Source organism: uncultured Streptococcus sp., assembly GCF_963536705.1.
GTDB lineage: Bacteria > Bacillota > Bacilli > Lactobacillales > Streptococcaceae > Streptococcus.
The window spans coordinates 21,275-35,841 of the sequence record NZ_CAUTAP010000015.1; the positions used below are offsets into that span (position 1 = coordinate 21,275).

General features: G+C 43.0%; 16 protein-coding genes. 3 read left to right on the forward strand and 13 right to left on the reverse strand.

Features of this window, described 5'->3' with window-relative positions; genetic code table 11:
• Positions 1–9: 9 nt before the first annotated feature.
• The 6 genes from RWX26_RS08890 to RWX26_RS08915 form a co-directional block, all read right to left on the reverse strand.
• Positions 10–1,188, reverse strand: a complete 1,179-nt coding sequence (locus RWX26_RS08890) for an SIS domain-containing protein (protein ID WP_314580999.1) — start codon at positions 1,186–1,188, stop codon at positions 10–12.
• 312 nt (positions 1,189–1,500) lie between these two features.
• On the reverse strand, positions 1,501–1,905 hold the full coding sequence (locus tag RWX26_RS08895; protein WP_002894390.1) for a PTS sugar transporter subunit IIA: 405 nt from the start codon (positions 1,903–1,905) through the stop codon (positions 1,501–1,503).
• 11 nt (positions 1,906–1,916) lie between these two features.
• Positions 1,917–2,741, reverse strand: coding sequence for a PTS system mannose/fructose/sorbose family transporter subunit IID (locus tag RWX26_RS08900; RefSeq protein WP_011836304.1), 825 nt, complete (start codon positions 2,739–2,741; stop codon positions 1,917–1,919).
• Positions 2,728–3,633: a PTS mannose/fructose/sorbose/N-acetylgalactosamine transporter subunit IIC gene (locus RWX26_RS08905; RefSeq protein WP_314581002.1), complete on the reverse strand. Its 906-nt coding sequence runs from the start codon at positions 3,631–3,633 to the stop codon at positions 2,728–2,730. The genes RWX26_RS08900 and RWX26_RS08905 overlap by 14 nt, the downstream gene beginning before the upstream one ends.
• A 25-nt stretch (positions 3,634–3,658) precedes the next feature.
• The gene (locus RWX26_RS08910; RefSeq protein WP_002898809.1) at positions 3,659–4,135 is read right to left on the reverse strand and encodes a PTS system mannose/fructose/N-acetylgalactosamine-transporter subunit IIB; all 477 of its coding nucleotides are present in this window, start codon (positions 4,133–4,135) and stop codon (positions 3,659–3,661) included.
• Entirely contained in the window at positions 4,132–5,919 is a 1,788-nt protein-coding gene (locus RWX26_RS08915) for a beta-galactosidase (protein ID WP_314581005.1), read from the reverse strand. Before RWX26_RS08915 ends, RWX26_RS08910 begins: the two co-directional genes overlap by 4 nt.
• Positions 5,920–6,058: 139 nt before the next feature.
• On the opposite strand from RWX26_RS08915, the gene RWX26_RS08920 reads away from it, so the two are divergent.
• Complete coding sequence (locus tag RWX26_RS08920; protein WP_002907683.1) at positions 6,059–6,775, forward strand: GntR family transcriptional regulator; 717 nt, start codon at positions 6,059–6,061, stop codon at positions 6,773–6,775.
• Between the two features lie 327 nt (positions 6,776–7,102).
• Here RWX26_RS08920 and dhaM read toward each other — a convergent pair whose 3' ends face one another.
• Genes dhaM through dhaK form a run of 3 tightly spaced genes read right to left on the reverse strand, consistent with a single transcriptional unit; the run spans position 7,103 to position 9,055 of the window.
• Complete coding sequence (gene dhaM / locus RWX26_RS08925) at positions 7,103–7,477, reverse strand: dihydroxyacetone kinase phosphoryl donor subunit DhaM (RefSeq protein ID WP_227965170.1); 375 nt, start codon at positions 7,475–7,477, stop codon at positions 7,103–7,105.
• Complete coding sequence (gene dhaL, locus RWX26_RS08930) at positions 7,477–8,055, reverse strand: dihydroxyacetone kinase subunit DhaL (RefSeq protein WP_111675122.1); 579 nt, start codon at positions 8,053–8,055, stop codon at positions 7,477–7,479. The genes dhaM and dhaL overlap by 1 nt, the downstream gene beginning before the upstream one ends.
• Before the next feature lie 10 nt (positions 8,056–8,065).
• On the reverse strand, positions 8,066–9,055 hold the full coding sequence (gene dhaK, locus RWX26_RS08935) for a dihydroxyacetone kinase subunit DhaK (RefSeq protein WP_314581012.1): 990 nt from the start codon (positions 9,053–9,055) through the stop codon (positions 8,066–8,068).
• 216 nt (positions 9,056–9,271) lie between these two features.
• Here dhaK and RWX26_RS08940 point away from each other — a divergent pair, with 216 nt between their 5' ends.
• Both RWX26_RS08940 and RWX26_RS08945 read left to right on the forward strand, forming a co-directional pair.
• Positions 9,272–9,868 (forward strand): TetR/AcrR family transcriptional regulator, encoded by a 597-nt coding sequence (locus tag RWX26_RS08940; protein ID WP_314581014.1) that lies wholly within the window; start codon positions 9,272–9,274, stop codon positions 9,866–9,868.
• Positions 9,865–10,431, forward strand: coding sequence for an NAD(P)H-dependent oxidoreductase (locus tag RWX26_RS08945; RefSeq protein ID WP_314581016.1), 567 nt, complete (start codon positions 9,865–9,867; stop codon positions 10,429–10,431). Before RWX26_RS08940 ends, RWX26_RS08945 begins: the two co-directional genes overlap by 4 nt.
• 44 nt (positions 10,432–10,475) lie before the next feature.
• Here the strand turns inward: RWX26_RS08945 and purB are convergent, their stop codons facing one another.
• The 4 genes from purB to RWX26_RS08965 are packed head-to-tail and all read right to left on the reverse strand — an operon-like array spanning position 10,476 to position 14,528.
• Positions 10,476–11,771 (reverse strand): adenylosuccinate lyase, encoded by a 1,296-nt coding sequence (gene purB / locus RWX26_RS08950; RefSeq protein WP_314581019.1) that lies wholly within the window; start codon positions 11,769–11,771, stop codon positions 10,476–10,478.
• Positions 11,772–11,775: 4 nt separating this feature from the next.
• A complete protein-coding gene (locus RWX26_RS08955) occupies positions 11,776–13,590 on the reverse strand; it encodes a serine/threonine-protein kinase (RefSeq protein ID WP_314581022.1) in 1,815 nt (604 codons plus the stop codon).
• A gap of 32 nt (positions 13,591–13,622) precedes the next feature.
• The gene (locus RWX26_RS08960) at positions 13,623–13,850 is read right to left on the reverse strand and encodes a phosphoribosylaminoimidazole carboxylase (RefSeq protein ID WP_314581025.1); all 228 of its coding nucleotides are present in this window, start codon (positions 13,848–13,850) and stop codon (positions 13,623–13,625) included.
• A 15-nt stretch (positions 13,851–13,865) separates the two neighbouring features.
• On the reverse strand, positions 13,866–14,528 hold the full coding sequence (locus tag RWX26_RS08965) for a hypothetical protein (protein WP_314581026.1): 663 nt from the start codon (positions 14,526–14,528) through the stop codon (positions 13,866–13,868).
• Between the last annotated feature and the right edge of the window lie 39 nt (positions 14,529–14,567).

The following is a 14,567-nucleotide window of genomic DNA, read 5'->3' on the forward strand; positions in this document are numbered from 1 at the left end:
TTCCTTCTCTTACTCCCCAAAAGGGTGAATGATAACTCCTTGTACTACACGATTGACTGTTCCTGTCGGAGACGGTGTGTCTGGACGGTTCTTGACCTTGAGCGAGGTCAGGAGGGCAAAGAGCTGAGCATAGACGATGTAAGGGAAGATGCGATAGCTATCTCCCAGAGGCTCTTGGGTACTTAGCACTACTTGCTCGACTTCTTCCAACTGCTCCTCCCGGCCAGTCAGCAAGACCAGTCTACGGACAATCCCGTCACCAGCCACTTCCTTCACCAAGTCCAAATCATAAGCCTTGGTATAGGCATCTGCCGAACCAAAGACCAGAACGACTGTGTCTTGGTTAATCAGCGACTTAGGCCCATGCCGGAAACCGACTGGACTTTCGTACATGGTCGCAATTTGGCCGGCTGTCAGCTCTAAAATCTTGAGCTGGGCTTCATGTGCCAAACCAAAGAAAGGCCCTGCCCCTAGATAAATGACCCGACTGAAATCCAAATCAACCAGCTGCTGCACATCTGCAACGCGTTCTAAAACATCCTGACTGAGCTGAATCAAAGCCGCAACCTTGACTTCCTTCTGGTCTAGTTCAGCCCGGTCAAAGACCAAAAGGGCTGTCAGCATCATAGAGCTGAAGCTAGAAGTCATGGCAAAGCCAGCATCATTAGAAGCTTCCGGCTGCAGGAGCAAAAGATTCTTTTCATCACCTTGGGCCTGCTGGGCTAGCTTGCCTTGAGCAGCACAAGTAATGGTAATCTGGTACAAGTCATCTACCAACTGCTTGGCCAAGTTCACAGTCGCTACACTTTCTGGAGAATTTCCGCTGCGGGCAAAGGAAACCAGCACTGTCGGCACTTCTCTCTTCAGATGCACCAAGGGGTTGGCCACGATATCTGTCGTCGCGATGGCGTTGAAATTCCATTTGCGCTCATCATAAATCTGCCTGAAATAAGGCGTCAAGGTATCTCCAACATAGGCTGATGAGCCGGCTCCGGCAAAAATGACCTTGATGTAGTCATGTTTGTCCTCGATTTTTTTCAGAAAAGCAGCGATGTCTGCGGCTTGAGCCTTGTAATGTTCAAAGGCTTCCTGCCAAACCCCAGGCTGCTGATAGATTTCTCTCGTTGTGATGTCAGCCCCCAGACGCTGCAATTCTTCCTGTGAATAATCTAACATTCTCTTTCTCATTCCTTTCCATTATTTTAAAAAAAGGGGAAGTGGGACAGAAATCCAGAAAATCCAAGATTTTCGGCTCGCTGTCCCACCCCCGCAACGATGGCTAGACTTGAACTATGCTTTTAACAAGCTTTTTCAAACCAGACAGCGACTGCATTTTGCAATGCTGAACTATCCATTTCCCTAGGCTAAGAGGCATCTCCCAAATTCCTCTTAGACCAATATGCTTGAATCAACCACAGTGGCTTGGCCTCACCTATCATCAGTCTCCCATCTGCTGACAGCGCAAGGACTTGACCTAACTAGAAGTGGCTGTTCAAGCTTTTATTCATCTTCATCATCCATTAGACCCGCTAGAACATCATTAACCTTAACAATATTCTCTGCTGCCTTGGATGGATAGCTGACTTCTGCTCCTGTCAAAGAAGCGTTAATAAACTCAATGACCATGGGCAGATTGACCCCCGCATAAAGCTCAATATCCTGTCCTTCCATAATGAAGCGGCTGACTACATTACAAGGAGTGCCCCCCAAGAGATCCGCAAAAACCAAGTAATCCTCAAAATCTTTAACCGTTTCTAAGAATTTAGCTGCGAAGTCTTCTGGACCTTCCTCCGGAAGCAGGGCTACTGCATGGATGTCTTCCTGAGGCCCCATAATCATTTCCGTAGTTGTTTTCAGTTCTTCACAAAAGCGACCATGACTGACTAAAACTAATTTCTTACTCATAAATCACTCCATTACTCTGGTACTTGTCCCAGCAGGAAATAGCCAATAGCAGAGAAGCTTACTGCCATGATAATGATAATGAAGATAGCCTTAGTAGAGTTCATTCCTTTCTTGCCCAAGAGCCAGAAGATAAAGCCTGTAAAGACTGCTGGAATCAAACGTGGGAAAATCAGATTCATCATGTCTTGGAAATCAATAGCTTTTTCACCGATGTTCCATACCCAGGATACTTCAAAGTTGATCATAGTAGCAATCAAACCACCCACCATAAAGATACCCAATACAGAAGCCGCTTCAACAAGAGCTGTTAAAGTGCTTTGCATGTTGGTAATGAGATTGACCCCTTCTTTGTAGGCAAATTCTAACTGTTTCCAACGGAAAATATCATAAGCAACTGCTACAGCAATCCAAAGGAAAATTCCCCAAGGCTGGCCTGCGATAGCCATGGTAGCAGCGATAGATCCCATGATGGCTGGCACAAGAGAGCCAAAGATAGAGTCTCCAAGAGGAGCAAATGGCCCCATAAGACCTGTCTTGATACCATTGACCGCATCTTTTGATTTAACACCGTCTTTTTCTTCCATAGCTAGGTCAAAACCTGCAATAATAGTGTGGAAGAAAGGTGATGTATTGAAGAATTGCGTATGCAATTTCATCATTTCTTTCAATTCTGGAGTGCCGTCTCCGTACATTTTGCGCAGCTGAGGCAAGAGCATATAGAGATAGCCAGAACCTTGCATCCGCTCGTAGTTCCAGCCTAATTGGAAGGTGAACAAGCTGCGTTTATTGATTTGTTTAAAATCTTCTTTTGTTAATTTATAATTAGAGTTCGTCATCTTCAATTTCCTCACTTTCTGAGTTTGTGCTAGCAGCTGGAGCAGCAACTACTGTTCTTTGGCTGTATTTGAAATGCTGTACTGCAAGGAAGATACCAAAGATAGCTACACCAATCATAGACAAGCCTTTGAAGTTGTTGGCAAATGTGATCGCAGCATCTTTTGGAAGAGTTCCAACAATACTAGATACAGCCCCACCCAAAGTTTGAATATTTGAGTAAAGAACAGTCAGCATAGCAGTCAAGCCAAAACCAAGAGCTAAGTAGTGAAGATTACGTTTAACTGGAAGGTAACGAAGCAAGATAGCAAACCCGAGTCCTGGAAGCATACGACCTGCCAGTGTCAAACCTGCAGCCAGCCATTTCACACCAGCAACACCATCTACTATCGCTTGTACAAATGCTCCACCAAATGCCAGAGCCAGAAAGACTGGGAGGGCACGAGACAGAGCCCAAGGAAGGGCACCTAAGAGATAGTTACGTTCAATACCTTTATAGTCGAAGCGTTCAATGGCTGCATCCACACGGTGTGCGAAATAAGTCGTTGTCATACGACCTAAGATATCGAAGTAGGTCAACAAAGTTGCTACTGGTACTGCGATTGTCGCAATAGCCAACTCTGGCTTAATGCCTTGTGCTACAGAGAAGGCTGTCGCCAAAACGGCACCTGATGTCGCATCAATACGAGAAGCCCCACCAAATGTTCCTACACCAAGAACGAACAATTGCAGGCTACCACCAATAAACAAACCAGTCGTCAAATCACCCATAATCAAGCCAGTAATGAATCCAGCAAATACAGGGGATCCTGCTGACGAAACGATGGTCAACTCATCACAGATTTGATAAGCTGAGTACAAAGTGAGTAGTAAAATTTGCCACCATTGTATCATAACAATGTCCTCCTAAAATTTTGTCTTATTTTAATAACTTCATGAAGTCCTCAACCGGATCGTTGGGAACCATTTGCGCTGTCAGTTTTACTCCTTTTTCATGAAGCTTGTGAAAGGCTTCAACATCTGCATCTACCACATTGATAGAGCGAGTAATAGAGCGAGTTTCGTCTGACTGAGACATATTGCCGACGTTCAGCGTTTCCAGCGGAACACCAGCTTCGACCAACCGCAGGAAGCGGTCTGGCTTGCGAGCAACAATCAAGAGTCGCTGCGAATCATACTTGCCGGCCAAGATATTTTCTGCTGCCTTAGCAATCGGCAAGACACTGAGTTTCACACCAGCTGGCGTTGCGAGCTTGAGCCCGCTCTTTTCGATAGCATTTTCAGCTACCTCATCGTCAATCACCATAATGCGTGAAATGTTAAGCTTGGTAGTCCAAAGATTGGCTACCTGTCCATGGATCAAACGTCCATCGATACGTGCACCTACTATTGTCATAGATTTTCCCCCTTTATTGTTTTAAATGTAGGTTGGTTAACTAAGTGAATGGTTTCGCTGTAGATCCCTTCTGTCTCAAAGATAACGATGCGATTGTCGCCCTCTCTGAGCAGGCTGTGCGGGATATAGAGCGATAGGGTCGGTCCGACATTCCAGAAACGGCCAATGCTGACACCATTGACAAAGACGACGCCCTTGCCAAAGTCGGACAGATCCAGATAAGTATCTTTAAGCGCTTTCATTTTAAAGTCAAAAGCGTAGAAAGCTGGTTGGTTTTCCTGCCACCCTTTTGAAAAGTCAATCTTTTCTGGATGGTCCAGCGGAAGCGGATAATGCTGCCAGTCAAGCAGGAAGTGGAGATCCTTGCAGACACCCGTACGAATCCCCTTCTGCTGGGTATCTGCCAGTAGCTTGTGCCCATAATTGACCCGGCCCATATTTTCCATCAGAATGTCAAGCTGGTGCTCTGCCTTTTTCTGGCCGTCCACCATGATATCCTGACCGATTTCTGTCTGGTACTGGGTTGAAATGTGCTGACCGTCCACATAGAGCTGCATACGGTCGCGACCGTCAATGACACGGAGCCTTTCCTGATCAGCATCCCAACTAGCCCAAGTCCGATAGAGCAGGTAGCCGACATTTTGCCCCAACTCTTCCATCTTCATCGGATAGAGACTTTCGATAGGCTCTGCCAAGTCTGGCAGTGTCTCAAAGAGACTAACCTTCTGACTGAGCGGAATATTCCTGAGCTCAAAAGACTCTTTCACCAAGGGCTCCATCTGCGGATACTCTGGATAATACTTTTTCAGCATCCTCTGGACTGTATAGTACTTGTCCGTCGGATTGCCTCGCTCATCGAGTAGAGCATCATAGTCATAGGAAGTTACCTGTGGCAGGTCAATGACTCCTCTGGCCGAACAGCCGTTCATAAAGCCAAAATTGGTACCGCCATGAAACATATAGAGATTGATTGAGCCCTGCTGGAGCACTTCGTGAACAGCCTGAGCCAGTTCGTCTGGATCTCGCTTGATGATAGGTTCTTTCCAGCGATTGAACCAGCCGTCCCAGAACTCCATACACATGAGCGGCCACTTTTTGCCATGTTCGTCAAAGAATTCCTGCATCTGAGCAAAATTGTAATCTGCCTTGGAGCCGAAATTTCCTGTCACAAAGACATCATCATCAATCAATGTACCCGCTTGAAGCGTAGCCCGCCAAGGTCCGTCTGAAGTAAAGAGCGGACAGGTTACACCTCGTTCTTCCATGAGCTGTCTGATTGCTCTTAAGTAGGCCTTGTCTTCCCCATAAGAACCGTACTCATTTTCCACCTGCATCATGAGGATATTTCCCCCATTGTCCAGAAGCCTTGGAGTCAGTCGCGGCAGCAGCTCGTCATAATAGCTGGCTACAGCCCGCAGAAAGGCCTCATCTGATGAGCGGATGCGCATGTTCTCATTGAGCAGCCAAGCAGGCAGACCACCGAACTCCCACTCCGCACAGATAAAAGGCGAAGGGCGGATAATGGCATAAAGTCCCAAATCCTGAGCTGTCTGTAAAAATGCCTCAATATCTAAAATCCCTTGGAAGTCAAAGACACCTTTTTGGGGTTCGTGCATATTCCAGGGAAGATAGGTCTCTACTGTATTAAAGCCCAGAGCTTTGAGATTATAAAGGGAATGATACCAATCCTCAGGCTGTACCCGAAAATAGTGAATGGCTCCCGATAAAATCTTAAACTCCCGATCATCCAAACAGAAGGAATGACCAATTTTGAATCTTGCCATCTGATGTTCCCTCGGTTATAAAACCGCTTTCATCTCTTATTAATATTAATATAATAAATTTTTGCATAAATGTCAACATTTTTTTTAAAAATATGTTAAAATCTTAAGTAAGAAAAGTAAAAAAAGAGAGGTGAACAAAATGGCTATTCCAAAATACCAACAAATCAAAGATGAGCTCAAGCAGCAAATCATTTCTGGCAAATTTGAAAATGGCGATAAGTTTTACACAGAGGCTGAGCTGATTCAGATGTTTAATGTCAGCTCCATTACTGTTGTCCGCGCTTTGAATGAACTGGCCAATGATGGTTACATCATCCGCCAGCAAGGCAAGGGAACCTTCGTTTCACGTGCAAGAAAGCACAAACTGGTGGAATTTTCTGACGTTGAGACCTTCCCTATCCAAAAAGATAAGGTGACTGTTCTCTCCATTAAACGCGGGAATGACCTAAAAATCTTGGATAAGCTAGAACTAGCACCAACGCAGTTCTACTATAAGATTGACCGGATCAGACGGACTGGCGATAAAGTCTATATCTATCACCAAACCTATATACCTGAGCAGTACATCAATCCTAACTATCCAGATATGGACTACTACAGCTCTATCTACAACCGCTTCAAAACTGACTACCACATTCACATGAATGATGAGCATTTTGAAGAAACCAATGAAATTGTCTTCCCAACACCAAAAGATGTTGCGAAAGTACTGGAAGTTGATACCAACTTCCCGACCGTTCATCAGGTGAAGATTACCCAGCTGGAAAGCACTGGACAGATCTTAGAGTACAGCGAAACTTACAAACGCGGTGACTTCTTCAAGATTAAGTTCATTTCCTGCAATCGGGACCACTAAGATTGAAAACGATGGCTTCTAATCGGCTGTCGTTTTTTGTTTCATCTTGTGTACTTATATCTATTATAAGTCTATCTATACCAATTTGCAATCCATTCTAAAAACTTTTGTTCATTAAAAAGCGAATAGTGTCAAAAATTAAACACAGACTATAAATTTGTCCTATTTTTAATCAATTTAAAGAAGAAAAAATTAAGAAATACTGGCTATTTCCCTGAAAATTGGTACAAGGATAAAGCAAAAAGCTGGGATTAAATCCCAGCTTTTTGATATAAAATGTTCTTCATTTTGCAAATAAAATCGTTTATCAAGTCTTTAGAAAAACGGCTATTTCTTTATTTCTAATTCACGGACCTGAAGCAAAACATTAGGCAAATCTGCCCCAGCCTGAAGAAGGGCAGCAGCCGTATAAGCGCCCTCTACCAAAGGAACATTATTGATAATGATTTCCTTGTCAGAAAAGTCTGCGACCATTTCTAGATTCATCCGAGCCGAACCCAGATCGAAAAAGGCCAAAATAGTGTCCTTGTCATTGGCATCTAAAGCTGCCTGAATCCCTTCAAAGCTGGTCCCAATGCTACCGTCGTCCAACCCGCCCACATAGCTGATGGCCACATCTGCCGCCACCTGCGAAATGAGGTCAAACAAGCCTTGGGCCAGGTTTTTGGAATGGGAAATGATAAGAATGCCAGTATCTGCCATCAGCCTGCCTCCGTTTCTAGAAGAGCCTCAAAGAGGAGACCAGATGAAGCCGAACCGGGATCGATATGACCGATAGAGCGCTCACCGACATAGGAAGCCCGCCCCTTGGTCGCCTTCAAATCCTTAGTCGCTTCCACTAGGGAACCAATCATTTCACGCGTCAAGTCTCCGGACTGCAGAGAAATGGGAAGCCCCGACCAGACATCCACCATGGTCTTCTCACCCGGCACAGCCTTGCCCCGCTTCTGAATCATGTCCAGCCCAGCTTGGATGACTTCTGACAAGTCTTTGCCGTCTTTTTCAGCTTTGGCCATACCCATGAAAGCTGAGCCATAGAGAGGTCCGGAAGCACCGCCGACCTTGCTAATCAGCTGCATAGAAACAGCCTGAAAAACCTCAGCCGCACTGGCAAAGTCCTTAGCAGCTAGACTCTCTACTGCTGCCGCCATTCCCCTGGCCATATTGGCGCCATGATCACCGTCGCCGATGGGAGTGTCGAGATCAGACAGATAGACTTTCTGGTCCTGGATCTTCTCGTTGAACAACTGCATCCATTTTTTTGCTCTTGCTGCGTCCATAAGCACCTCCTTACCAAGCGGCTGTTGTGACAGGACTGTTGAGAGCTTTCAGCCAGTCTGGCTGGTCCAGCTGGATAAAGGTCAGAGAAATCCCCGCCATATCAATGGAGGTCATGTAATTACCCAGCTTTTTGTAAACAACTTCGACTCCAGCATCTGCCAGGAGATTTGCTACATCTGCCGCAAAGACATACTGCTCCATGAGCGGTGTTGCCCCCATACCATTGATGAGGATACCAATTTTTTTGCCAGATTTGAGCTCAAAGGACTGACTGAGTTTTTCGACCAATTCTTTAGCTAAGTCCTTAGACGGCTGCATCTTTTCCTTGCGATAGCCTGGCTCACCATGGATGCCAATACCGAACTCTATCTCATCATCAGCCAAAACAAAACCAGGCTTGCCGACTTCCGGTACGGTTGCCCCGCTCAGAGCCAAGCCAACCGTGTGAATATGTTTGACCAGCTCATCAGCCAGAGCCTTGATTTCAGTCAGAGATTTGCCTGCACGCGCCGCATTCCCTAGAATCTTATGGACAAGAATGGTGCCAGCCACTCCGCGGCGACCTTGGGTATAGAGGCTGTCTTCCACTGCGATATCATCATCTACGACGACACTAGCCACCTCAATCCCTTCCATCTCAGCCATTTCCTGAGCCATTTCAAAGTTCATGATGTCACCGGAGTAATTCTTAATCACCATGAAGACCCCAGCTCCCTCATCTGCTTCCTTGATAGCCTGCAAGACCTGGTCTGGTGTTGGTGAAGTAAAGACCGCTCCGCAGATAGCGGCCGACAGCATGCCCTCACCGACAAAGCCAGCATGGGAAGGCTCATGACCACTGCCACCGCCAGAAATCAAGCCAACCTTGCCTGTCTTCTCACTCTTGCGGGCAATAATATCAAAGCCCTCCACCCGATAAACCAAATCGCTGTGAATATAGGCCAAGCCGTCCAGCATCTCGTCCACAACCACTGTTGGATCGTTGATAATTTTCTTCATAGGTGTCCTCCGTTTCTCAGCGTTTCTTTACAACGAGCAATCCACCCTAAAAAGAAAGCGCTATCATTTTAATGTTATTTTAACATTTTATTTTACCGAAAGCAAATTCTGCCACATCCTAGACTAGAAGAAAGCATCAAATTAGTTGACAAGAAAAAGTAGACAGTGTATACTAAAGATAGATAAGTAGACAGTGTATACTTTTGGAGGAGATACATGAAACGCAATACTGCCCAGCTGAAAGAACAGCTCATTCAAACAGGGATTGACGAAATCGAAAAACATGGGATTGAACAGCTTTCGCTCAGGACTGTTGCCAAGGCCTGTGGTGTAACTCACGGTAGCCCTTACCGCCATTTTGAGAGCAAGGAAGGCTATCTCAAGGTGGTTTTGACCCAGCTTTCGCTGTTTCTCAATCAGGAAATCAATGAAAATATTGATGCGACAGGTTCTGCGCGTGAACAGCTGACCCAGCTTGGTCTTAATTTCATTATTTTTGCCAAGACCTACCCTTATTTCTTCGAAGCTCTCTTTATCAAATTCCCTTTTAAATATATGAAGGTGACCCAGGACACCATTCTCTTGGAGTCCGATTTGCCTGGATTTGATAAATTTAAGGAGCTTGTTTTAAAGCTTCGCGAGGAGGAGAATTTTAGCAATAGCGAAGCGGAAAGCCTTTTTCACTTTTGGAGCTTTATCACAGGCCTAGCCGTTCTGGCCAACAGTCCTATCGGACAAGACCTTGATCCTCAAGCCATCCAAAACACGATCGAGCACATGCTTGACATTTATATCAAAGGAGAACGATCATGAAAACCTTGATTATTTACACCCACCCCAGCCCAACTGGCTTCAATGCTGCTATTCTCAAAGAAGTTCAAAGCAATCTTTCTAAGAAGCACGAGGTGAAAACCTTGGACTTGTATGCTGAAAACTTTGACCCAATCTTGCGCTTTGACCAAGAACATAGACGTCGTGACCTGCACAAAGACCCTGAAATGGCCAAATACCGAGATTTGATCACTTGGGCAGACCACCTGATTTTCATTTTCCCTATCTGGTGGAGCGGCATGCCGGCCATTCTCAAAGGCTTTATCGATCGTGTCTTTGCGGCTGACTTCGCCTACTCTTATAAGAAAGTCGGACTCCAAGGCCACCTGCAAGGCAAGACCGGCTGGATTATCGTCAGCCACAACACACCAGGTTTTGCTCTTCCTTTCGTCCAAGACTACGGCAAGGTGCTTAAAAATCAAATACTGAAACTTTGTGGCATTTCTCCAGTCAAACTGACCGAGCTCAACGGAGTAGAACGCAAAACAGACCAAGAACGCCAAAAAATGCTGCTGAAAATCGGGCAGCTGGCCAGTCAAATTTAAGAACAAGCAAATAGGCACTTCCTAAGAAGCGCCTATTTTTTTGTTTAATCCAGCCCCACGCGCTTGAAGATTTCATCCACGCGCTTGGTGTAGTAAGTTGGATTGAAGATTTCATCAATCTCTTCCTGAGTCAGACGAGAAGTGACTTCTGGATCCGCTTCAAGCAGAGGCTTGAAGTCTACTTGATTGTCCCAAGATTGGGCAGTCTTTGGCTGCACCAAGTCATAAGCCTGCTCCCGCGTCATTCCTTTTTCAATCAGGGTCAACATAGCCCGCTGGCTGAAAATAAGACCAAAGGTTGAGTTCATGTTGCGCTTCATGTTTTCTGGGAAGACGGTCAAGTTCTTGACGATATTACCGAAGCGGTTGAGCATGTAGTCAATGAGAATGGTCGTGTCCGGAGCGATGATCCGCTCAGCAGATGAGTGGGAAATGTCGCGCTCATGCCAGAGAGAGACATTCTCAAAGGCTGTCACCATGTGGCCACGAATGACACGCGCCAGACCAGTCATATTTTCAGAGCCGATTGGATTACGTTTGTGAGGCATAGCTGAAGATCCTTTTTGCCCCTTGGCAAAGAATTCTTCCACCTCACGCTGCTCAGATTTTTGCAGACCACGAATCTCGGTCGCCATACGCTCAATAGACGTCGCAATCAAGGCTAGAGCTGAGAAGTATTCAGCGTGGAGGTCACGTGGCAATACTTGAGTCGAAATCTCTTGCGGACGGATACCTAATTTCTCACAGACATAGCTTTCCACAAATGGTGGAATATTGGCAAAGTTCCCAACCGCACCAGAGATTTTCCCAGCTTCCACACCCGCAGCCGCAATCTCGAAACGCTCGATATTGCGCTTCATTTCGCTGTACCAGGTCGCAAGCTTAAGACCAAAGGTCGTCGGCTCCGCATGCACCCCGTGGGTCCGTCCCATCATGATGGTGAACTTATGCTCCCGCGCCCGCTCCGCAATGATGTCGGTGAAGCGACGCAGATCCTCACGAATGATATCATTAGCCTGCTTGTAGAGGTAGCCGTAGGCCGTATCCACCACATCGGTCGAGGTCAGGCCATAGTGCACCCACTTGCGCTCTTCGCCAAGAGTCTCAGAAACCGCACGTGTAAAGGCAACCACATCGTGACGAGTCTCCTGCTCGATTTCCAAAATACGGTCGATGTCAAAGTCCGCTTTTTCACGAATCAAAGCCACATCTTCCTTAGGGATTTCTCCCAATTCAGCCCATGCCTCGTCAGCCAAGATTTCCACCTCAAGCCAAGCACGGTATTTATTTTCTTCAGTCCAAATGTTCGCCATTTCAGGGCGAGAATAACGGTTAATCATGATTTTATTCCTCACTATAATTATCTATAAAAATTTTAGACAATGTAATTTTTACATCAAAATCTGTAGAAATTACTAATTCCACTATCCCTTCTTCATCATTAGTTCTAATATTTTTAAATAAGTCTGAAACATCCGCTTCAAATATAGAGCCTTTTTTTGTTTTTGATAAACAATAATCCTTAAAATACTGAAATACCCCTGGATTAGACTGATTATCAAACTTCAATGAATAGTTTTTAGAATCAGTTTCATAATAATCCATAGTAAATTGGGAACGAATCGTTTCCAAAACTTTCAATATCTTATCCTTCCTATGCTGATAAAAAGCTAGGTCTCTTTTAAAAAGGGGTAGTTCTAAAGGGATGTCTTTTAATTCACCTTTATAATTTGTCCAATCCAACCTGATTTTATCATAAAATTTCCCTGATAGATTCCACTTAAAATTATTTTCTCTTAAATGATTGATTAAATGTAGAATTGGAACCCCAACTATATTTTCCTTGGTGTTTTGAATAATATTATCAGTATCACTCAATATTTTCTTACAATGATCATTACTACAAGAACTAAAAAATTTTAAAATTTTTCCAGATATAACTTTGTCACCCTTTATAGATAACAAGATTCCCCTCATTTCTTCAAATAAAGATATATCTTCTGGATTATTAAAAATATCAAGAGGTGCATATAATTTATTAGAGAGATAGTGAACACTCTCATACGAAAAAGTAGCCTCACATTTATCCATTATTTGTTGGAGTAGAAAGTTAGAGTGCAATTCATCTGTGACACTATAATTAATCGAACAATGGTAATTAAAATTCAATTCTTTCAAACTTTCATTTGAAAGATCGTTCAAAACGAACTGTGAAAAAATTAAATCCTCACTTGATATCTTTAAAATTCTGTCTTTATCTTCAATCTCATGTCCGCCAGTATTTACATGTTGTAGATCTTCTTTTTCGCTATCTAATTCAGCTTTTAAAAGCTTCAAATCCATACGAACACTGTCACTTGATGGCCTTGAGTCCGGGGACGGATTAATTAATCTATCGACTAACTTATCTAATTCAAAGAGATAAGGATAAGTATGCCAAATACGCTTATATTCTGACCCAGCTGGATTTTCTCCAGTGAAGCATTCATTAACAATCAAACCAAAAGAATACACATCTGACGCAAATGTAATGTTAAGGGCTTCTCCAATTTTCTTTTGTTCTGGTGATAAATAATTTCTATTTACTAATAAATCTTCTGCAACAGTTAAATCAGATCCTTGAAAATGCGCAATTCCAAAATCACTTAAAACCAAATTTTCATTTCTTATTAGAATATTCTCTGGCTTGATATCTCTATGAATTATTCCTTTATCATGAGCAGCGTTTATGCCCTTTGATAATTGAATTAAATAATTTAATCTTTGTTCTGGTGAATAATTTTCTGATTCATCTATTACATCCCTAAGATTTTTGGGGAAATAATCCATTACTGCATATAAGAATTGAGCTATTTGTCCGTCATTTGGATATTCTCCATGTAAATGATACTTAATAACATTTTCATGATTATACTGTGAACAAAATTCAATATCATTTTTTAGTCTCTCAATTTTTGCCCTATTTGCACGTCCTCTAGAAGTTGGTATTTTCATAATTTTAACAGCTTTTTCGATACCAGTACTATCTTTTGTCAAAACTACTACACCTTGACCTCCTTGACCTAAAATTTTAATAAAACAATAACCAATAGATTGCAAAATCTCATCAATTTTAAACTGATTTTTGAGAGCATCAATACGCTCATTCGTTAAATCCATATTCCCTCACTTCTGTTAAAATAATTCCATGATTACTCAAACTCCTCTTTCCCAATAAACACAGATGGATAGTGATCTAGTGTGTTCAAATCAGTATCCAATGGCAAATCATAAATCACCAAATAGTTTTCAGGATATTGAGCAACTAGTTCTTCATACTTGGCTTTCACTTTTTCGTGATTGCTACTAGCAAACAAGACTTCGACGACTGCTCCAGTCTTATCCTTTTCAACAAAAGCATTAACGATGATTTGAATCATATCAATCTCTCCCCTTTAAATAATACCTAGGTCAGCTCTTACGGCTTGTTCAAGTTTCCAACGAATATCATCCAATTTATTGTTTCTACCATCGTTATATTCTAAAGGTCTACCTGCAATAAAAGCGTTGTGCCAAGTAACATCAAACTTGGCTAAGCAATTTTTTACGTTTTGACTGGCATACAGTTCAATAATCTTAACGTTACTTCTAAATTGTTCATATTCTTTCTTAGCTAAAAAATACTGATTCTTAATTTTCTCTATTTCTCTAATACAGTATTCTCTATTCCTAATCTCCGTTTTTATATCTTCTTCATCTTGATAGTTAAGATTTTCTCGCTCCAATCGCTTTTTAAAATCTTCCTGAATCTGAATTTCTAAAATTCTATTTACCGTATCAAAATCTTCACGATTAAATACTGGGGGAAACGGTAGGTTAGTCATAACATCATAGGGCGTTTTATTAGGAAATAAAGATATTATCCTGATTAACTCGTTATAAGGTTCCGTTAATTTTTCTTGTTTTTGTACTTGACTTTGTATTTTTTGTTCTTTTTGTTTCGATTTTAGTTTATCAGTATAAACATAAATCCCCCATAAAAAACCTAAAATCCCTACAATTGCTACTATAGATTGCCAATTAAAATAACCATGTTCAGTTGTAAAAAACTTGTCCACTAAAAATCAATCCCTTCTAGCAGTAGTTGACTGACTTCT

Excerpts from the sequence above, each read along its gene's own strand:
- RWX26_RS08890 (WP_314580999.1), bottom strand. The coding sequence starts at position 1,188 with ATGAGAAAGAGAATGTTAGATTATTCACAGGAAGAATTGCAGCGTCTG.
- RWX26_RS08895 (WP_002894390.1), bottom strand. The coding sequence starts at position 1,905 with ATGAGTAAGAAATTAGTTTTAGTCAGTCATGGTCGCTTTTGTGAAGAA.
- RWX26_RS08900 (WP_011836304.1), bottom strand. The coding sequence starts at position 2,741 with ATGACGAACTCTAATTATAAATTAACAAAAGAAGATTTTAAACAAATC.
- RWX26_RS08905 (WP_314581002.1), bottom strand. The coding sequence starts at position 3,633 with ATGATACAATGGTGGCAAATTTTACTACTCACTTTGTACTCAGCTTAT.
- RWX26_RS08910 (WP_002898809.1), bottom strand. The coding sequence starts at position 4,135 with ATGACAATAGTAGGTGCACGTATCGATGGACGTTTGATCCATGGACAG.
- RWX26_RS08915 (WP_314581005.1), bottom strand. The coding sequence starts at position 5,919 with ATGGCAAGATTCAAAATTGGTCATTCCTTCTGTTTGGATGATCGGGAG.
- RWX26_RS08920 (WP_002907683.1), top strand. The coding sequence starts at position 6,059 with ATGGCTATTCCAAAATACCAACAAATCAAAGATGAGCTCAAGCAGCAA.
- dhaM (WP_227965170.1), bottom strand. The coding sequence starts at position 7,477 with ATGGCAGATACTGGCATTCTTATCATTTCCCATTCCAAAAACCTGGCC.
- dhaL (WP_111675122.1), bottom strand. The coding sequence starts at position 8,055 with ATGGACGCAGCAAGAGCAAAAAAATGGATGCAGTTGTTCAACGAGAAG.
- dhaK (WP_314581012.1), bottom strand. The coding sequence starts at position 9,055 with ATGAAGAAAATTATCAACGATCCAACAGTGGTTGTGGACGAGATGCTG.
- RWX26_RS08940 (WP_314581014.1), top strand. The coding sequence starts at position 9,272 with ATGAAACGCAATACTGCCCAGCTGAAAGAACAGCTCATTCAAACAGGG.
- RWX26_RS08945 (WP_314581016.1), top strand. The coding sequence starts at position 9,865 with ATGAAAACCTTGATTATTTACACCCACCCCAGCCCAACTGGCTTCAAT.
- purB (WP_314581019.1), bottom strand. The coding sequence starts at position 11,771 with ATGATTAACCGTTATTCTCGCCCTGAAATGGCGAACATTTGGACTGAA.
- RWX26_RS08955 (WP_314581022.1), bottom strand. The coding sequence starts at position 13,590 with ATGGATTTAACGAATGAGCGTATTGATGCTCTCAAAAATCAGTTTAAA.
- RWX26_RS08960 (WP_314581025.1), bottom strand. The coding sequence starts at position 13,850 with ATGATTCAAATCATCGTTAATGCTTTTGTTGAAAAGGATAAGACTGGA.